Annotated in this window: 16 protein-coding genes and 3 pseudogenes; 9 read left to right on the top strand and 10 right to left on the bottom strand. The window is 55.6% G+C overall.

The annotated features are described in order from the left end of the window. The first annotated feature begins 32 nt into the window (after window positions 1–32). Window positions 33–1,070, top strand: a complete 1,038-nt coding sequence (locus ACA058_RS16405; protein ID WP_497634964.1) for an alpha/beta hydrolase family protein — start codon at window positions 33–35, stop codon at window positions 1,068–1,070. 27 nt (window positions 1,071–1,097) lie between these two features. On the opposite strand, the gene ACA058_RS16400 is transcribed toward ACA058_RS16405, so the two are convergent. From ACA058_RS16400 to ACA058_RS16390, 3 genes are all read right to left on the bottom strand, one after another. Beyond that, a complete protein-coding gene (locus ACA058_RS16400; RefSeq protein ID WP_497634963.1) occupies window positions 1,098–1,538 on the bottom strand; it encodes a tail fiber domain-containing protein in 441 nt (146 codons plus the stop codon). 161 nt (window positions 1,539–1,699) lie between these two features. Next, window positions 1,700–2,896 carry an MFS transporter gene (locus ACA058_RS16395; RefSeq protein WP_497634962.1) on the bottom strand — a complete coding sequence of 399 codons (1,197 nt, stop codon included), beginning with the start codon at window positions 2,894–2,896 and terminating at the stop codon, window positions 1,700–1,702. A 260-nt stretch (window positions 2,897–3,156) separates the two neighbouring features. Next, complete coding sequence (locus ACA058_RS16390) at window positions 3,157–4,743, bottom strand: ABC-F family ATPase (protein WP_497634961.1); 1,587 nt, start codon at window positions 4,741–4,743, stop codon at window positions 3,157–3,159. 491 nt (window positions 4,744–5,234) lie between these two features. Here ACA058_RS16390 and lpxO point away from each other — a divergent pair, with 491 nt between their 5' ends. Continuing rightward, window positions 5,235–6,134, top strand: coding sequence for a lipid A hydroxylase LpxO (gene lpxO / locus ACA058_RS16385; RefSeq protein ID WP_497634960.1), 900 nt, complete (start codon window positions 5,235–5,237; stop codon window positions 6,132–6,134). A 12-nt stretch (window positions 6,135–6,146) separates the two neighbouring features. Here the strand turns inward: lpxO and ku are convergent, their stop codons facing one another. Then, window positions 6,147–7,007: a non-homologous end joining protein Ku gene (gene ku, locus ACA058_RS16380; protein WP_497634959.1), complete on the bottom strand. Its 861-nt coding sequence runs from the start codon at window positions 7,005–7,007 to the stop codon at window positions 6,147–6,149. 192 nt (window positions 7,008–7,199) lie between these two features. On the opposite strand from ku, the gene ACA058_RS16375 reads away from it, so the two are divergent. Further along, a complete protein-coding gene (locus ACA058_RS16375) occupies window positions 7,200–7,544 on the top strand; it encodes a hypothetical protein (protein ID WP_497634958.1) in 345 nt (114 codons plus the stop codon). Between the two features lie 51 nt (window positions 7,545–7,595). Continuing rightward, window positions 7,596–8,747, top strand: a complete 1,152-nt coding sequence (locus tag ACA058_RS16370; protein ID WP_497634957.1) for a PQQ-dependent sugar dehydrogenase — start codon at window positions 7,596–7,598, stop codon at window positions 8,745–8,747. Between the two features lie 54 nt (window positions 8,748–8,801). Here ACA058_RS16370 and ACA058_RS16365 read toward each other — a convergent pair whose 3' ends face one another. Then, window positions 8,802–9,137, bottom strand: coding sequence for a DUF2834 domain-containing protein (locus tag ACA058_RS16365; RefSeq protein WP_497634956.1), 336 nt, complete (start codon window positions 9,135–9,137; stop codon window positions 8,802–8,804). A gap of 26 nt (window positions 9,138–9,163) precedes the next feature. Here ACA058_RS16365 and ACA058_RS16360 point away from each other — a divergent pair. Next, window positions 9,164–9,241 (top strand): annotated as a pseudogene (locus ACA058_RS16360) (hypothetical protein); the annotation flags it as partial. A 22-nt stretch (window positions 9,242–9,263) separates the two neighbouring features. Here the strand turns inward: ACA058_RS16360 and eco are convergent. After that, window positions 9,264–9,746 carry a serine protease inhibitor ecotin gene (gene eco, locus ACA058_RS16355; RefSeq protein ID WP_497634955.1) on the bottom strand — a complete coding sequence of 161 codons (483 nt, stop codon included), beginning with the start codon at window positions 9,744–9,746 and terminating at the stop codon, window positions 9,264–9,266. Window positions 9,747–10,050: 304 nt separating this feature from the next. Here eco and ACA058_RS16350 point away from each other — a divergent pair, with 304 nt between their 5' ends. Beyond that, window positions 10,051–10,323, top strand: coding sequence for a DUF1652 domain-containing protein (locus ACA058_RS16350; protein WP_497634954.1), 273 nt, complete (start codon window positions 10,051–10,053; stop codon window positions 10,321–10,323). A 9-nt stretch (window positions 10,324–10,332) separates the two neighbouring features. Here ACA058_RS16350 and ACA058_RS16345 read toward each other — a convergent pair whose 3' ends face one another. Beyond that, a complete protein-coding gene (locus tag ACA058_RS16345) occupies window positions 10,333–10,473 on the bottom strand; it encodes a hypothetical protein (RefSeq protein ID WP_497640032.1) in 141 nt (46 codons plus the stop codon). Between the two features lie 220 nt (window positions 10,474–10,693). Further along, entirely contained in the window at window positions 10,694–10,966 is a 273-nt protein-coding gene (locus tag ACA058_RS16340; RefSeq protein WP_497634953.1) for a DUF2790 domain-containing protein, read from the bottom strand. 303 nt (window positions 10,967–11,269) lie between these two features. On the opposite strand from ACA058_RS16340, the pseudogene ACA058_RS16335 reads away from it, so the two are divergent. Continuing rightward, window positions 11,270–11,372 (top strand): annotated as a pseudogene (locus tag ACA058_RS16335) (OprD family outer membrane porin); the annotation flags it as partial. A 26-nt stretch (window positions 11,373–11,398) separates the two neighbouring features. On the opposite strand, the gene ACA058_RS16330 reads toward ACA058_RS16335, so the two are convergent. Together ACA058_RS16330 and ACA058_RS16325 are read right to left on the bottom strand one after the other, a co-directional pair. Next, window positions 11,399–12,337, bottom strand: coding sequence for a carbohydrate kinase family protein (locus ACA058_RS16330; RefSeq protein ID WP_497634952.1), 939 nt, complete (start codon window positions 12,335–12,337; stop codon window positions 11,399–11,401). A gap of 34 nt (window positions 12,338–12,371) precedes the next feature. Continuing rightward, window positions 12,372–12,671: pseudogene (locus tag ACA058_RS16325) on the bottom strand (cupin domain-containing protein); the annotation flags it as partial. Between the two features lie 140 nt (window positions 12,672–12,811). Here ACA058_RS16325 and ACA058_RS16320 point away from each other — a divergent pair. Together ACA058_RS16320 and ACA058_RS16315 are read left to right on the top strand one after the other, a co-directional pair. Continuing rightward, on the top strand, window positions 12,812–16,561 hold the full coding sequence (locus tag ACA058_RS16320; protein ID WP_497634951.1) for a hypothetical protein: 3,750 nt from the start codon (window positions 12,812–12,814) through the stop codon (window positions 16,559–16,561). Window positions 16,562–16,681: 120 nt separating this feature from the next. After that, the gene (locus ACA058_RS16315; RefSeq protein ID WP_497634950.1) at window positions 16,682–17,983 is read left to right on the top strand and encodes a glycosyltransferase; all 1,302 of its coding nucleotides are present in this window, start codon (window positions 16,682–16,684) and stop codon (window positions 17,981–17,983) included. The last annotated feature ends 29 nt before the right edge of the window (window positions 17,984–18,012 follow it).

Genomic DNA, 18,012 nt, shown 5'->3' with positions numbered 1-18,012 from the left:
GTCTGCGTTTCGGAAACAAGGTGGGGCATCCCATGGTGCGTCTTTGTGCAGGTTTACTGATCTGTCTGCTTGCCAGCCTGAATTCAGTGCACGCCGCGCCTGCGCCGCATCCTCACTGGAGTGTCGGTTTTCATGAAATGAGCTTTCTCGATCCGCTCGATCTGCAACCGATGCGTGCCATTGCCTTCTATCCTTCGAGCGCAAAGGAACACTCCAGCAGGCTTGAGGGTTACAGCGTCGAAGCCGGCGAAGACACCAAAGTCGCCATGGGCCGTTTTCCGATGCTGATGCTGTCCCATGGCAACATCGGCACGCCGCTGGCCCTGCATGACCTGGCCACGTCGCTGGCACGCAAGGGGTTTGTGGTGGTGGCGGTGATTCATCCGGGCGACAACTCCAAAGACCACAGCCGCCTCGGCACCTTGAGCAACCTGTACGGACGGCCAATCCAGATTTCCGAAGCCATCACCGCGACGCTGGGCGATCCCATGCTCGCACCCTTCGTCAATGCCGAGCAGGTCGGGGTCATCGGTTATTCGGCAGGCGGTGAGACGGCGTTGATACTGTCCGGCGCGACCCCGGACCTGGATCGTCTGCGCCGTTACTGCCAGGAACGCCCGGACGACCGTGATGCCTGCAATACCCAGGGTGAACTGATCGTCGACCGCGACGATTTGCAACCGGTAGCCGACCCGCGCGTCCATGCATTGCTGCTGATGGCGCCGCTTAGCCTGAAGTTTGGCCGTCATACCCTGGCCGATGTGCATGTCCCGGTACTGCTTTACAGCGGCGATGGCGACAAGATGGTGTATCCCGACAAGAATGCCGCCGCCCTGGCGCGCAAGCTGCCCGTCGCACCCGACTTCAAGCTGCTCGCCGGGGCCGGGCATTTCGTATTCATGGCGCCGTGCAATGACGAACAGATCGTCATCATGCCGGCCCTGTGCACCGATGCCGAGGGTGTCGATCGCGCGGACATACACCGTAACCTGATTTACGAAGCCGGGCGCTTCTTCTCTCGCACGTTGGGCAAGGCCACGCGGGCCGGGATGCAAACCGCCGATCAATGAATGGCGACCAACGGTATTTATAATTTGTTACTTTTCAGCCAAGGCTGTTTCCAGGGTTTGAACCCTGGTATTAAGTTCGCGAACCGATTCGATTAATGGTGCGACAAGTTTTTGATAGTCCACTTGCAGATGGTCGCCTTCGGTGCGTACCAATTGTGGGTAAACTTTTTGAACATCCTGAGCGATCAGGCCGATGTCAGATTGGTCGTTTTGTTTCCAGTTGAAAGTTACGCCGCGGAGTTTAAGCAGATTCTCCGTCGGGTTTTCCAGGCGCTGGACATTTTGTTTCAAACGTTCATCGCTGAATGGGCAGCAATCGCCGCCAATACCGCCATTGCCCGGCGGGCCGCCTATATCATAGCAGACGCCGTTATGGCAGATTTGCTGTTGAACCGAGCTTTCGGCGTGTGCAGTGGGGGTAAGTAAAAACACCAGCGTTGGAGTAAGGAGTGTTAGAGCTGTTCGCATCGTCTATTCTTCCTCAGTAAGAATTTAATGTAAGTGCGTCATCTGCGATTCTGGCGAAGTTGATAATTAAAGCAACGATGGCACTCTGCATTAATTGATGCGTAATATTGCTTGTTGCTGTTTGGAAATACTTTTATGGGTTTTTGTATTGCATGGTTATTTCAATTGATCGGGCTTGCAGCCTGACGTGACAGCAACAAAGTGAGACAAAGTGCGGTCACCGACAGCAACCCCGCGCAAAAGAAAATCCACGAGTACCCCAGGTTCAACGCCACTGCTCCCATCAACGGACCGGCAATCGCCAGGGCCAGGTCGAAAAACACCGCATAGGCACTCAGGCCGGCACCGCGACTGGAGTTGGGAACCTGCTTGATCGCCTCGACGCCCAGGGCTGGATACACCAGCGACAGGCCAAAACCAGTCAGTCCCGCGCCAAGCAACGCATAGCCGGTGGACGGGGCGAGCCATAGCAGCACCAGGCCAACCGTTTCGATGCTCATGCAAGCAATGGCCGAGGTGAATCCACCAAAGCGGCTGATGCTGGAAATGAACAGCAGTCGCGACAGAATAAAACACACCCCGAAGACGGTCAGGCAGTAGGCGGCACCGGTCCAGCCACGGCTGACGTAATAGAAGGTGATGAATGTGCTCAGGGTGCCGTAACCGATGGATGCCAGGCTCAGACTGGCGCCATACGGTGCAATGCGCCCGAATACCGCCCAGAACGGCAGACGCTCGCCACGAATGACCGGCACCGACGGTTTGTTGCGAATCAACAGCAGCGCCGCCAGGGCCATCAGCGACAGCGCAATGCCCAGGCTGGCGAATCCCAGCTGGTCTACCATCACCACGCCTGCTGGCGCCCCAATGGCAATTGCGCCGTAGGATGCGATGCCGTTCCACGAGATCGACCGCGCGGTGTGTTCAGCACCCACCTGGCCCATGCACCAACTGATAGTGCCGACTCCGATCAGTCCCTGTGCGATCCCTAACAATAGGCGGCCGGCGATCAGGATCAGCAGGCTGAGAAGGGGCAAGCTTTGCAATAACACCGACAGCAAGGTCAGCCCGCCACTCAACACAATCCCCGACAGACCATAAATGATCGCGCGCTTGGTACCGACATTGTCCGACATGCGCCCGGCTATGGGCCGGCTGAGCAGGGTGGCCAGGTATTGTGAGCCAATGGTCAACCCGGCGACAACGGCGCTGAACCCGAGCTGTTCATGGACATACCCCGGCAATACCGCAATCGGCAGGCCGATGCAGAGGAAGGCGACGAAGGTATAGAAAACGATGGAAACGATCTGCAAGGTGATCGCCATGGAGCTTTGCGGTGGCTGTTCTTGCGCAGACATGAGGGCTCGTACGCGGGCGGCGGTGGGAGAACTGCATGATGGCGTGGCTGTGGGATAAAAGAAAGCAGGCTAACTAATTATCGCTGTTCTTGAAGCCCCATCGCGAGCAAGCTCGCTCCCACAGGGGAAAGCATTCCAAATGTGGGAGCGAGCCTGCTCGCGAAGGTATCGACACCACAGAAAATCATGAGTCTGAATGCAAAAAAGCCCCGTCACAAAGGACAGGGCTTTTACTTGCAGCTTGAAACTAATAGCTGCCCTTAAAACACCACACCCTGGCTACGCAGGTAATCATCATATGTACCGCTGAAGTCGGTCACGCCGTTCGGGCTCAACTCGATGATGCGGGTAGCCAGGGACGACACGAACTCACGGTCGTGGCTGACGAAGATCAGCGTGCCCGGGTAGTTTTCCAGCGCCAGGTTCAGCGCTTCGATGGATTCCATGTCCAGGTGGTTGGTTGGTTCGTCCATCACCAGCACGTTCGGCTTTTGCAGGATCAGCTTGCCGAACAGCATGCGACCTTGTTCACCACCGGAGATGACCTTGACCGACTTGAGGATCTCGTCGTTGGAGAACAGCATGCGGCCCAGGGTGCCGCGAATGATCTGCTCGCCCTGAGTCCACTGGCCCATCCAGTCGAACAGGCTGACGTCGTCTTCGAAGTCATGGGCGTGGTCCTGGGCGTAGTAGCCCAACTCTGCGGCGTCGGTCCACTTGACGGTGCCGGCATCCGGGGTCAGTTCGTTGACCAGGGTGCGCAGCAGGGTGGTCTTACCGATACCGTTCGGGCCAATGATCGCCACGCGCTCGCCGGCTTCAACAACGAAGCTGAAATCCTTGAACAGCGGCTTGCCGTCGAAGCCTTTGGCCATACGCTCGACGATGACCGCTTGACGGTGCAGCTTCTTGGTCTGTTCGAAACGGATGAACGGGCTCACACGACTCGAAGGCTTGACCTCGGCCAGCTGGATCTTGTCGATCGCCTTGGCGCGGGAGGTCGCCTGCTTGGCTTTCGAGGCGTTGGCCGAGAAGCGGCTGACGAACGATTGCAGCTCGGAGATCTGCGCTTTCTTCTTGGCGTTGTCCGACAGCAGTTGCTCGCGGGACTGGGTCGCCACGGTCATGTACTCGTCGTAGTTGCCCGGGAACAGGCGCAGCTCGCCGTAGTCCAGGTCAGCCATGTGCGTGCACACGCTGTTCAGGAAGTGACGGTCGTGAGAGATGATGATCATCAAGCTGGAGCGCTGGGTCAGAACGTTTTCCAGCCAGCGGATGGTGTTGATGTCCAGGTGGTTGGTTGGTTCGTCGAGCAGCAGCACTTCAGGGTCGGAGAACAGCGCCTGAGCCAGCAATACTCGCAGCTTCCAGCCTGGGGAAACTTCGCTCATCGGGCCGAAATGCTGCTCAATGCCGATACCCAGGCCCAGCAACAGTTCACCGGCACGGGATTCTGCAGTGTAGCCGTCCATTTCTGCGAATTCGGTTTCCAGCTCGGCCACGGCCATGCCGTCTTCTTCGGTCATTTCCGGCAGCGAGTAGATGCGGTCGCGCTCGGCCTTGACCTTCCACAGCTCTTCGTGACCCATGATCACAGTGTCGATCACGGTGAATTCTTCGTAGGCGAACTGGTCCTGGCGCAATTTACCCAGGCGCACGTTCGGTTCCAGCATGACCTGGCCGCCGGATGGATCAAGGTCGCTACCGAGGATTTTCATGAAGGTCGACTTGCCGCAACCGTTGGCGCCGATCAGGCCGTAGCGGTTGCCCGCGCCGAATTTGACCGAAACGTTTTCGAACAACGGCTTGGCGCCGAACTGCATCGTGATGTTAGCTGTAGAAATCAAAGGTTTTTCCTGCGAAGCATTCAGAGTAGCTAGGGTTGCGGCAGTACCGATTCAGTACCTGTTCACGCTGTTCGACCATGGGAAGTACATCCCGGTCAGCAGCGCAAGATCCATCTGGCAATAAGTGGACAGCAGCATAGGGAGCGCTTGGCCCGAGTCGAATTGCGCTGAGGCCGGGATCGTTCCGTCATCAACCAAGGGGGGCGCGTAAAGTTTGGCGGCGATTGTACTGGTCTGGCCATATAAACGATAGGGCAATAAGGCAGCACCGACGCATTGACGGTATCAACGGACAGATTTTCACATCTGAAAGCTAACAATTGGTTACAGACGATGGCTAAGATGCCATCTTTCACTTGATGCCGACCGTCGGCATCGGCTCAAGGACGGTCCTCCGGGACCGCTGTTTGGTTTTCAGACGCTGCACAAAACCCTTCGGCCATTTGCTCGCAGGGGCGCAGTTTGTTCACTTCAGACGTGTGACGATTTCCGTGAAACTCATCATTGCCGCTGTCTACGTTGTATCCATCGCGTATGTCCACCTGCGTGGTCGCGTACGCCACAAACTGCGCCGCCAACTGAGCGACCACTCGACGTTCCTGGCGCCGATCAATTGCTTCCTTTATCTGTTCTCGAAAATCCCCAACGATCCGTTTCTCAACCCGGCGGACTTTCCCGACCTGACGCCGCTGCAGACGCATTGGAAAGAAATTCGTGCCGAAGGCCAGAATCTGCTGAAGGCGGGGGAGATCAAGCGCTCCAATGATTACGATGACGTCGGCTTCAACTCCTTCTTCAAGACCGGTTGGAAGCGTTTCTACCTCAAGTGGTACGGCGACAGCCACCCGTCGGCCATGAAGCTCTGTCCGCGCACCACCGAACTGGTGCAGAGCATCGGCTCGATCAAGGCGGCGATGTTCGCCGAGTTGCCGCCGGGCTCGAAACTGGTTCGCCATCGCGATCCGTATGCCGGTTCCTACCGGTATCACCTGGGCCTGGAAACACCCAATGATGCCGGTTGCTATATCAACGTCGATGGCGAGAACTATCACTGGCGCGACGGTGAAGCGATGATGTTCGACGAGACGTTTATTCATTACGCGCAAAACACCACAGACAAGAACCGCATCATTCTGTTCTGCGATGTCGAGCGTCCGATGAAATACCGCTGGGCGGTCGCGTTCAATGGCTGGTTCAGCCGCAATGTGATGTCGGCTGCCGGTGCGCCGAACGAGGCGGGCGACAAGACCGGGGGCATCAACCGGCTGTTCGGCAAGATTTACAAGATTCGCCTGCGCGCTAAAGCCTTGAAAAAACGTAACCGCACGCTCTATTACCTGCAAAAGTGGGCATTCTTTGGTGGGTTGCTGGCGATCTTTGTCCTGGTCTGAAGGTCCAGCACGTCACTTGCTGACTTTTTTCCTGGCAGCCGGCTTGGTCGCCGATTTGGGCTTGGCAGTATCCTTGCTCGCCCCCTTGCCCCCCAGACTGCGCTTGAGCAACTCGGTCAAATCAATGACATCCGCCGTCTTGCGCTCCTCTTCGTCAGTGGCCGTTTCAACATCCTCGATCTTCCCTTCATGGGCTTTCTTGTCCACCAAGGCCATGATCTTGTCTTCGAATTCGTCCCGGTAATCGTCCGGCGACCACGCGACACTCATGTCCTGCACCAGGCGCTTGGCCATGTCGAGTTCGCCCTTGGCCAACTCGGCCTTGGTCACATCGGGGCCCAACGCCAACTCGTCCAGGCTGCGAACTTCCGCCGGCCAGCGCAGCTTCACCAGGACCATGGCCGATTCCAGCGGCATCAACGCCGCCAGGTACTGGCGGGTATGCAGCACCACGCGGGCCAGCGCGACTTTATTGGTTTTAGTCAGGGTTTCGCGCAATAGGGCATAGACCTTGCCACCGCGTTTATCCGGTGCCAGGTAGTAGGGCGTGTCGATGTTCTGCAACGGGATCTGCTCGGCGTCGACAAAGGCAAAAATATCGATGGTCTGGGTCGACAGGGGATGCGCCGAGCGAATCTCCTCCTCGCTGAGCACCACGTAGCGGCCCTTTTCGTATTGCACGCCTTTGACGATGTGCTCTTTGGTGACTTCCTTGCCGGTGACTTTATTGACGCGTTTATAGCCCACCGGGTCCATGCTGCGGCTGTCGAGCCAGTCGAAATCCACCCCTTGGGAGGACGTCGCCGAAACCAGCGCCACAGGGATATGCACCAGCCCGAAACTGATCGCGCCTTTCCAGATTGCCCGTGCCATGGTCGTCTTCCCGAAAGTGATGTTCAGGTGACCTTGAGCGTTGCGCAAAAGTTTCAGCGGTCTGCGGGCAGGTACAGTAGTGCATCAACTTGGTGTTACATCTTGCCGGGAAGGTTTGGGTTAACAAATCCGAACCCCTGGCGTAGCGTGCTATCGAAGACTCTATTCACGCACACGTCGCGAGGCTCCCCCATGAACCGATACGTACCTGGCCTTATCGTGCTGGCATTAAGCGGCGTACTCGGTCATCTGGCCCAGGCCGACGTCGCTTCGCCTGGCACACCGTTACAGGTGGCGCAAAACCTGCCGGGCAACACCAATAACAATCCCTACAACAGCCCGATCCGCCGGGCCAATCCAAACAGCATGCAAGGCACTCAGCCCAGTGCCCCTGCTATCCGTGGACCGAACACCGTGCCGGTACCACGGCCACCGACACTCGATAACGGCGGCATTGGCAATCGCTATCCGCAGAATCCCTCGGCCCCCGCCAGTCCTCCGAAGTTCATCCCCAATCCACCTCCCCGTAGCCCTTGAACGGTAGGACACCAGTTCTGTCGCCCATCTTCATGACAAAAGGAATCGTGCATGTTGCGTAAAACCCTCCTGGCCACTTTCTGCGCCAGCACCTTGTTAGCCGTCAGCGCGCCTATTTGGGCAGCGACTACCCAGGACATGAAAAGCGAGCAGGGCACCCTTGAGGTCACACCGATCGCGACCGGACTTGCGCACCCCTGGGCGTTAGCCTTCCTGCCGGACCGCCAGGGGATGCTGGTCACCGAACGTCCAGGTAACCTGCGTGTGGTAACGGCCGAGGGCAAATTGTCGGCGCCGCTCAACGGCGTGCCCAAGGTGTGGGCCAAGGGGCAGGGCGGCTTGCTGGATGTGGCGCTGTCACCCGACTTCAAGCAAGACCGGATGATTTACCTGTCCTATGCCGAAGGCGGCGGCCAAGGTGACAAGGCAGGTACCGCGGTTGGCCGCGGACGGCTGTCCGAAGACCTGACGACGCTGAAGGATTTCCGGGTGATTTTCCGTCAGGAGCCCAAGCTCTCTGTGGGCAACCATTTTGGTTCGCGGCTGGTGTTCGACCGGGACGGCTATCTGTTCGTTACCCTGGGGGAAAACAACGACCGGCCGACCGCCCAGGACCTCGACAAGTTGCAGGGCAAGGTCGTAAGGATCTATCCGGACGGCAAGGTGCCTGACGACAACCCATTTGTCGGACAGGCCGGCGAGCGCCCGGAAATATGGGCCTACGGCGTTCGTAACCCGCAAGGCGCGGCGCTCAACCCCTGGACCGGCACGCTCTGGGAAAACGAACACGGTCCTCTGGGCGGCGATGAGGTCAACATCATCGAGCGCGGCAAGAATTACGGTTGGCCGCTGGCCACCCACGGCATCAATTACTCGGGTCAGCCGATCCCGGAAGCCAAAGGCAAAACCGCCGAAGGTACTCTCGGGCCGCATCATGTTTGGGAAAAATCCCCGGGTCTGAGCGGCCTGGCATTCTACGACGGCGACCGCTTCAAAGCCTGGCAACACAACGCGTTTATTGGCGCGCTGGTCACCCGGGAGCTGATTCGCCTGCAGTTCGACGGCGACAAGGTGGTTCACGAAGAACGCTTGCTGGTCGAACTCGACAAGCGCATCCGCGATGTGCGGCAGGGACCGGATGGGTATTTGTATGTGCTGACCGATGAAGAGGATGGAGCGTTGTACAAGATAGGGCTGAAATAACGCTCACCCGATCGTTCCCACGTATGGGAGCGATCGGGTCTGAATGGGTCCGGATCAGATCTGTTGAGCCGCAGCGGCAGTTCTCTTGCGATTTTGAATCCCCCGCACCACCAGATACAACAATGGCCCTATCGACACAAAAACCGCCGTTATCAACAGATATGGCACCACCGACCACACCGACTGCCCGCGTTTGCGCGCATCCTGATACATCCACACACCCGCCAGTGTTGCCAGCAGGTAAAGATCGATCACCACCTGCGCGGTATCCGGGCGGGACATCAGGCTGATGCCGAAATCGATCAGCGACTGTTCGGCCTGGAGCATCACCGAGACGGAGTAACCGGCGAAGGCGATCAGGGCAATTAGGGGTAGAGCGACAGACTTCATGGTTTCCTTCCTTGGGACGATGAGCACCGTTTGACGACCCGGATGTGATTGCAGGGCAGGGCACCGTGGCCATGGAGATCCTGCGTCAGCACCAAGGTCCACTAGGCTATCAGGTCCGCTTCAGGGTTACTCCGCGATGGCTTTATCGACCTTCTTCGAGGCTGACCAGACCCGGTAGCGAACCTCGACGTCCTTGGGCACGTAGAGCACGATCGGCAGTTTGCTGTTGTAGCGCAGCATGAAACCGTCACCGACCACTGGCACGAAATCCTGTTTGCTCTTGCCATCCGGGCAGGCCATCAGCGTGCTCATCGGACCGATGACTTTATCCAGGCGGTAGAACGGATAGCCCCAACCTTCGAGGTTCTTCTCTTCGAGAATGCCGCCCAGGCGTTGGCGATTACAGTCGACTGCCAGGGTCTTGCCGGCAAGGATCTCGACCTGGAAGTCGTCTTCACGGGTTTGCGGGGCGAGGTGGATGACTTGGCGGGTGAAACCACTTTCAGGTTTCGGGAAGGGCGCAACTTCTTCGAGTTTTGCCCCGTGTGCGATGCTCGACAGCGTGACAGCAATCAGCCCGACGGTGGTGCTGATGGTCGATAAATCCATGATGCCTCCTTGCGTATGTTTGGGGTGAGCGGATACTGGATTTGATGGCCGCTATTCTCGACGGCGTCAGCGGCCAATGCAAATTCTTCGCCTCAGAGTGCAAATTGCAGGGCCGCCAAGAGGCCTTTTTTGCAATCTGCATGACCGTTTTTACGTGCCCTTACAATAAGCTGTTGATTTACCGATGAGCTGCACGGCGAAATTCAGGGCATGTTTTATGCTGTACCTGTTCTTAAGCTGACCGGGATTCCATATGCGTCAGCGTCGATAGTTAATTGGCAGTCTCACAACGGAGAGGGTCGCCATGTTTCTTTCTGCCTTGGAACTTCGCAGTATCATTGAAAGCAGTTTTCTACCGAAACGCTGTGAATGCACGCTGTCGCCGGACTTGTCGATGACGGTAAAAGTGTATGCCGATGGTGTAACCGATCAACTCGATTTATTGAAAACCGGAATCGACGCCCAGCAACTCAATGGCTGTCGGGAAATCAACGGACTGATAGCCGAACTGCGTGCCGATCTTCAGAATCACTACACAGAACCCGGGCATAGCCAAGGGATGCGAAAAGCACTTTAAGCCGTTGTTTCAAGCTGTTGTTTCAAGTTCCGCCGTTACGCGCCGGGCCTGGAAAAACGCCAGGCCCAGGGCCAGTTCGACACCTACAGCCAGCAGAATGCCCGGACCGGCATGGCCCTGATGCTTTTCACGTAGGCGCGGGCCACTCATTTGTGGCGAGGGGATTTATCCCCGTTGGGTCGCAAAGCGACCCCCCTGCGTCCTCGGATTTACGACTGCTTTGCAGCCGGACGGGGCGGTGCGACGTTTCGCTAAATCCCCTCACCACAGGACAACTGCTTGGCGAATCCCTGCGGCAGTGAGGCAGGCGCTTGAGCATAGCGCCTAAACCCCTCACGAACACCGCATGGAACTATTTCAGACTTTTCCGTCAGTTCTGATAACTGCAAGCGTCAGAAAATTTTCGGTAGGCGATTTCTGCAGGTTGGCCTGTTTGTGAATCGATGTACTTCATCTTCGCTGTAATCACTTCGCAATCCAGGGTGGTGGGTTCGCTCAGCGCGATCACTTTGCCCACGTGCAATGGCATGCCGTAGTGATAGGAAGGCACATTTTGCGTGGAGGTGGTGTCATTGGCCTGTGCAACGCCGGTCGATGATGCACAGACAAGGGCGATTGAAACGAGCAGGGCGCGCGAGTTCATGGGGCAATCTCCAGTGCAGACGCAAGTTAGCTCGACGTATCGTCGAACCTGCCGCACTGGGCGTCAGAGGACTCTGAGGGCGTGCGGTCCAGTAGAGTTTTGGACTGCGCGATTAAGCTTTGGTTAACCCACCTGAACGCCACCTGTCGTTTGGCCACTACCGTTCGGCGGATGCTTTTCAGTTTAAAAACGGAACACTTTTCCGACTAAAGTCGCCTGCAGTGAGAAAGAGCGCTCTGCCACCACCTGGGATTCCACCGATTCCCAGGACATTGGCGTGCACTGCATGAACAAGCGCTATGCAGTCTTCGACTGCGCAATGCGACCTACCGCAGCAACTACGAGCAAGATGCCCGGGATGCGGATGAGACGCGGTTGATTCAGCTACAAATTCTCGATCCTGTAGAGATTTGTTCCCTGTAGGGGTATGCATCAGGTCAATTGATGCCGATACGGCAAATCCGGCCCGGTCTTGCTACACGTCAGCGCCGCCGCCTGCACCGCAAACCTGGCCATCCCATCGATCTGCTGGCGACTCAGTTGCCGTACCCCCTCGACCGAATCCAGCCGCTGCTCGGTCAGCCAGGTAATCAACGCAGCCTGGAAGGTATCGCCGGCACCCACAGTATCCGCGATGTCCACCGCGCAGGCCGGCACCGACCACCAACCGTGGACCCGACTGAACACCGTCGCACCTTCGCCACCACGGGTCAGGAACACCAACTGACAGCGGTGTTGCAGCCAGCCCTCGATCACCCGCGCCGGGTCCTGCTCGGGGTACAGCAGGTTCAAATCCTCATCGCTGACCTTGATCAGATCGGCATGCTCGACCAGAGTGGCAACCCGCGAACGCCACAGCTCAATGTTCGGCTGGGGATTTAGCCGCACGTTCGGATCAAGGCTGATCAGACGCTTGCCGCTTTCCCGGCGCACCAGTTCCAGCAGCGTGTCAGCAACCGGCTGCACCACCAGGGAAAACGAACCGATGTGCAGGCCGCGCACTTGCGGCCCCAACGCCGGTAGATGCTCGGGTTTCAGTTGTCGATCCGCGCAGCCTTCGCCGCGGAAGCTGTAGTGCGGCGAGCCATTGGCCCCGACCGCGACCATCGCCAGGGTGGTCGGTGCGGCAAAATCCACCAGATAGTCCGTGCGTACGCCTTCCTCCTCCAGCACCTGGAGCAAGCGCCGGCCGAGGTAGTCGGTGGACAACCCGGCCAACAATGCAGCCTCCACGCCCAGACGGCACAAACCCACCGCGACGTTAAACGGTGAGCCACCGGCGATGGCCTTGAAATTCACTTTTGAAGCCAGGCCGCTGACGTCATTTTCACTGAAGAAATCGAACAGCGCTTCGCCACACACCAGATACATAGTTGTTCGCTCTTTATAGGGTTGCGACATGTTGTTGATAATCTTCGCAGGCCCCCAGCAACTCCAGCAATATGAAAAAGTGCCCGAGGCGGGTCACACCCTGGGTGTCGGCGATGCGCTGCATCAGGTCCATCGCCTTGCCGATCGTGTGCTCGCAGCGAAACTCGATGCCGTACTGCGCGCGTTCCAACAGCGGCGCCAGGCGCTTGAGCACAGCAAACACCTGATAGCCGCTGTCGAACAGCTCATCCGTGAAGTTGACCAGCATGTCGCGCTTGGGCACCACTTCATCTTCGACCACCTGGCTGGTCCAGTTGTATGGCAGGTTGGGGCCAGCAAATTTGCCAGCTCGTTGCTCCTTGCCCACTCCTGCTGCAAGAGAAATATGCATTCACACAACGTAAATTGCTTACCCACCCTAACTACAAGAGGATTGCCACACCTAAAAGCAACATCCGATAAATGGATTTATTAATGAATTACTCTGACATTGCCGCAACTTCCGACGCGCGCTCCTCCAAGCCACATCGCATCATCAACGACCCTGACGAAAATATTAAAAGCGACAAAAGAGAGCGGCAAAAAATTCTTACGCTGCTTAAAAAAGGTATCGCCGGAGAGAACGATGATACTCCCGTGAATTGGGAGGGTGAATTTATCACGGTGGAGAAAGATTCATCTTTCGAGCAGGCGCATCAACCTGGTGCAGTCCTATTGCAGCGAATGATGGACAAGCCAGCCTTTAAACGTATTTTCGAAGAAAGTGGTGTCAAAACAGGCATTTTTTATGTATGGACCAAAGGTGAAATCTTCGTATCGCCTCCTGACCGGGCAGGCCGCGTCACCACCGCGATAAATCTTGATCCTGAACTCAAGGATGATTTGGCGACTCTCACTGAGATCGCGGCAGCGATTGGGGGAGTTGTTTCTGCGAACGATGCTGTCGGTGTCCAGCAGTGGCTGGCGTTTCACGATTACGATCTACCTAAAGATGTAAAGGCCACAAAAAACCTGATCAAACATCTAGAGTTCAAATACAGCCCCAGCCCTTTTCTCGGTAATTATTGGGAAATGATTACACCCAGCGACGATCAGTCCGTCGTATTATCACCTGCGGAACGAAGCAAAATCATCACTTTGACGGGGCAATTTACCGGGCGCACACAAAAACTGCTGACAGTTCTATGGCAGATCGTATTGGGCCCCAACTGGAGTACAGCCAATCGTTTGACCCTATTGAACTGGCGTGAAATTTTGCACGAATTGGGTACTCCCCCCTTCTTGCAGTCCTGGTCTAAAGCTTATATCGATGAGCTCGGCTGGTACGGTTCCACTTCGGGAGAAGAAATTTCTGATCTGTACGCGGAACAACTCCTGATGACCGCCATCATTCTGGACATACACCCCGCAGCGGGAGAAGACGAACCCCGCAATCATGTGGCCGGTTACAATCTTTACGCTCCCGAAAACATTGAAAAATCGATACCCGACATCGTCTTCGAATTTGAAAGGCATCTCGAGGGCAACCATGACGTCCCCGCATATGCCACCACATTGGCTGCTTACTTGCTATTGGCAGGCAAGGCTCCGGAGTTTCTTGTCAGAGAACTACCCGATTCGCTGCAGATGGGAACATCCGAATGGATCACCTTCTGTCGGGGAGTCGCCTTGGCAGAGGCAAACGCGATCGGGTCTGCGCTTTCCATGACCTATTCAGAAGTCATGCAACTTGAGGCCATTGAGCCAGTCAACCAGGCTTTGGAAATACTGCACAGCGTGTTGGCTGTTGACCCCATCATTGACTGGGCTTTATTGAACAGTATTGTCACGCTCGAAAGTGTAAACAGTCACTATCAAGGGTCGGTTGACTCTGCCATTGCGGCCTACCAAACGTTCGGGGATCTGTACACACAGACAGCAACAACCATGGCCACGCCGCTGCCCACCCGCAAAGCGATATCACTGGAAATACTCCAGCATATCGTGCCGGGCTGCGATTTCCTGGAGGAAAAAATACTCTATGAGAAACAACGGGGATCCTTTGGATTTAACAGTTTCGAGCCGTTTGCCATGTCAATGGTCGAGCTCAACATGTCCAATCATCTTGGGACACGCAATTGGGATTTGAAAAAAGGAACAAGTATTTACCAACGCTTCCCGCGCCTTTTGCCTGAACTGGTTTCTACGGAGGACGTGTTCAAGCGTCGTTTTGACCAGGCCTATGCGCCATTGGGAAAGGCAATGGCCACAGCATTGAATCTTGCTTTGTCAGCCCTACCGTCCATTGCCCGCACTCGCCTGCTGTGCGGTGAAGTCACGTTCTTCACCATTCGCCCATCGGTTGCCTTCATCCAGCCTCCAGACGTGTTCCCTCAGGAAAAACAGAAAGAAAAGGATGTCGTTACGGGGCGCTACGGTGTAGTGATGTGTTCAAAATATGAAGGTCGACTGTACTGTTATGAGCTGTCCACCTTACACGGTGAATGTCGAGAGAACCCAGAACTGGCGGAGCTTATACAAAAACAAAACTTGCTCCAGCAACCCGCAAGAGTTGATTTTACCGATCATATTAACAGCTTGAGTAAAGCTTCCAACATACACACTTTGCCTACCAACATCGAAAGCTATACCCATGGGGTTCCCCACGGCGTTGTCCTATCCAGTCAAGGGGTAATCGACAAGCTGGGCACATTACCTGCCTCTGGAAAAAAATCGAGCGAAATTCAGCAAGGTCATTACAAGAGCTTTTACAGCGGTCAATTCAATTCGCTGGTGAGCTTCCTCTTGAAACATCGGCCTGTCTGGACTTACGAAGAGCTGATTGAAGATTCGCGAGGCCGAACAGAGTTGGAACTCAAACTCGCCAGAGAAGAAGAATACTTCGACACTTTTATCAATATTATCGTACCGTTCAAGAGTTGCTACGAGGACTTTACATCTGATGATCCTGACCGTAATAGAGGCAGTGCACTGTCTTGCTCGATTGAACTTGCAGTAAATGCTTTGTTGATTGTCGGCGTGGCCGCAAAGGCCGTTAGCGCAGTCGGCAAGGCAGCCTCCATCGGGGCTAAATCGAGAGCGTTAGCCAAGGTCGGTCTTGGATTTCTTAACTCTGTGTTCAATCCGCTCGATGGAACACCTGAACTGCTCTATGGCGCCGGGAAGTATCTGAAAAAAGGCGCACTGGGAATTGGCAAGCTAGGTCTGCATTCATTGGAAAATGCCACCCATCAATTTCGAAAGCTTGCCGGCACCGCTGATTCATACGATTTGATCAAAGCAGCGCAACGAATAGACTTTGCGCAAGGTACATGGCACCCACTTGATAGCTCCGTAGATTCATTTGTATCCGCGGCTGTCCGCAGGAATGACGACTGGTATGCGCTCAACCGACTTGACCAGCCGTGGGGGAAAAAACTGGAAAACTTCAAGTCGACCGTAAAATTCCGTCTTTCATTCCGTTATAAATTAATGCCCGAAAGCTATGCCAGAAGTGTCATCAAGGAAGGTCTTCCTCTGGCGCGAAAAAAAGTTGACAGTGCGATCAGCATTCTGTCTGATGCCAGCTCAAATGATGAAGCAAACCATGTGCTTAAGCTGCTATTGGGAGACGCCTCTGCCCAAACACGCAACCAATATCTTGCCTATTTGAAGGAGGTCAAAGCAGACTTTGCGAAGGTCAGCCTCAGTAATCTGATTTTTGACAGTTCAAAAAATTCCGAAGCACTCGCATCATTAAACTCTACTTGGTATAAGGAATGGAAAGCTGCCAACAACACTGAGGCGGCGCGCAAAAAATTCATCAGAATTAATATCCATAACTTTAACGATAATTACCGCAAGGAGTTTTTCAATTCAGGTACGACGGCTGACGGTTTGGTTCATGAAATGTTCCACGGTGCGCCCGACACAAGAGACATCAACTATGCGTTGGCTCCGGATCTTTATCAAAAAGGTTACCAACAACTCGACATAGGCCCTTTGCTGAACCTTGCCTCAGGCCATGCGCCAATGAATAGGGGGATATATCCGCCTGTATATTACAAAAGCACCACTACCTTAAAAAATGCAGATTCGTTCGCTATCACGACCTCTTTGCTGAGCCAGTTGGCTACCAACCGACCTGTCTACCTGGAAAACATCAAAACCATGCAGGCAGCGCTTGATCGCAGCCGCAACGGCTACATCGGTGCGGATGTATTGGTGAAACTGAATACCGTGTAACAGCAGGACCACCGCCGCAGGCTGTCCTGCGGCGGCGGTGTTTCAGTTCAGAATCGAGCTTGTTGTGGTTTAATTGCACTCTCTCGATTTCTGCCCTATTACCTGCCCGAAGGAACATCCATGACCCAGCCCCAAGCAACCAAAGTCCTGGTCATTGGTTACGTCTGGCCCGAGCCTCGCTCTTCTGCGGCCAGTGGGCATGTGATGCAAATCCTCGAGACGTTCCTGCAACAGGGCTGGGACATTACGTTCAGCAGCCCGGCCGGCACCGGTGAACATCGGGCTGACCTGACGGTGTTGGGCATTCGCGAAGTGCCGATCGAGTTGAACAACAGCAGTTTCGACGCGTTTATCAGTGAACTGTCGCCGGATGTTGTGCTGTTTGACCAGTTCATGATGGAAGAGCAGTTTGGCTGGCGTGTAGAGAAGCACTGTCCTGACGCGTTGCGTGTGCTTGAAACATCGGATTTGCAAAGCCTGCGACATGCGCGGCATCAGCGCCTTAAGGACCGGCTGAAGGCCAGCGACGACAGCAATGATTTCAGCGACCTGTTCGCGCCAGCGTTGGGTGAAGAATTCGAATTGATGGCCGATACCGATCTGGCGAAACGGGAAATTGCTGCGCTGTATCGTTGCGATTTGAATCTGATGATCTCAGAAGTGGAAATCGAGTTGCTGGTAGAGCAGTTCAAGATGCCGCGCAACTTGCTGCATTGGTGTCCGCTGATGGTCGAACCGCCGAGCGTGCCGTCGGCCACCTTTGAAGAGCGGGCGCACTTTCTCAGCATCGGTAATTTTCGACATGCGCCGAACTGGGATGCTGTGCTGTGGATGAAGACGGCGATCTGGCCGTTGATCCGCCAACAGCTGCCCAGCGCTCAGTTGCACATCTATGGCGCATACACGCCGCCCAAGGCCACTGCACTGCATAACTCGGCCCAGGGCTTTCATGTCATGAACTGGGCGGAAGATGCCTTGCAAGTGATGTCGGCGGCGCGCGTGTGTCTTGCGCCGCTAAGATTCGGCGCCGGGATCAAAGGCAAGATCATTGATGCAATGATTTGCGGCACGCCGAACGTCACCACCCCGATAGGCGCGGAGGCCATGCACGGCGACGAGTCATGGCCGGGATCGGTCACCCGATCGGCCCAGGCATTCGCTGATAGCGCAGTGCAACTTTACACGGATAGAACGCAGTGGTTGAAGGCGCAGACGCTTGGATTGGAATTGCTGGCGAATCGTTATCAGCAAGGTATTCATGGTCCGGCGTTGATTGCCAGACTCGAGGACTGCCGACAACGTCTGTCCTCTATTCGCCGAGATAATTTCACCGGCAGCATGTTGCGGCATCATCAGCACAAGAGTACTCAATACATGTCGCAATGGATTGAAGCGAAGAATCGCCACAAAGAAGACGCCTGACGGACGGAGACTGGCTGAGCCGGCAAGCG

It is taken from the genome of Pseudomonas sp. LBUM1649, from assembly GCF_059716155.1.
Note: the sequence above shows the minus strand (reverse complement) of the source record. Positions and strands in the feature narration are given on the sequence as shown.

Coding starts and splice junctions, on each gene's coding strand:
- ACA058_RS16350 (WP_497634954.1), top strand. CDS start 10,051: ATGTTTCTTTCTGCCTTGGAACTTCGCAGTATCATTGAAAGCAGTTTT.
- ACA058_RS16365 (WP_497634956.1), bottom strand. CDS start 9,137: ATGAAGTCTGTCGCTCTACCCCTAATTGCCCTGATCGCCTTCGCCGGT.
- ACA058_RS16400 (WP_497634963.1), bottom strand. CDS start 1,538: ATGCGAACAGCTCTAACACTCCTTACTCCAACGCTGGTGTTTTTACTT.
- ACA058_RS16395 (WP_497634962.1), bottom strand. CDS start 2,896: ATGTCTGCGCAAGAACAGCCACCGCAAAGCTCCATGGCGATCACCTTG.
- ACA058_RS16320 (WP_497634951.1), top strand. CDS start 12,812: ATGAATTACTCTGACATTGCCGCAACTTCCGACGCGCGCTCCTCCAAG.
- ACA058_RS16345 (WP_497640032.1), bottom strand. CDS start 10,473: ATGAGTGGCCCGCGCCTACGTGAAAAGCATCAGGGCCATGCCGGTCCG.
- ku (WP_497634959.1), bottom strand. CDS start 7,007: ATGGCACGGGCAATCTGGAAAGGCGCGATCAGTTTCGGGCTGGTGCAT.
- eco (WP_497634955.1), bottom strand. CDS start 9,746: ATGGATTTATCGACCATCAGCACCACCGTCGGGCTGATTGCTGTCACG.
- ACA058_RS16405 (WP_497634964.1), top strand. CDS start 33: ATGGTGCGTCTTTGTGCAGGTTTACTGATCTGTCTGCTTGCCAGCCTG.
- ACA058_RS16375 (WP_497634958.1), top strand. CDS start 7,200: ATGAACCGATACGTACCTGGCCTTATCGTGCTGGCATTAAGCGGCGTA.
- ACA058_RS16370 (WP_497634957.1), top strand. CDS start 7,596: ATGTTGCGTAAAACCCTCCTGGCCACTTTCTGCGCCAGCACCTTGTTA.
- ACA058_RS16330 (WP_497634952.1), bottom strand. CDS start 12,337: ATGTATCTGGTGTGTGGCGAAGCGCTGTTCGATTTCTTCAGTGAAAAT.
- ACA058_RS16340 (WP_497634953.1), bottom strand. CDS start 10,966: ATGAACTCGCGCGCCCTGCTCGTTTCAATCGCCCTTGTCTGTGCATCA.
- ACA058_RS16315 (WP_497634950.1), top strand. CDS start 16,682: ATGACCCAGCCCCAAGCAACCAAAGTCCTGGTCATTGGTTACGTCTGG.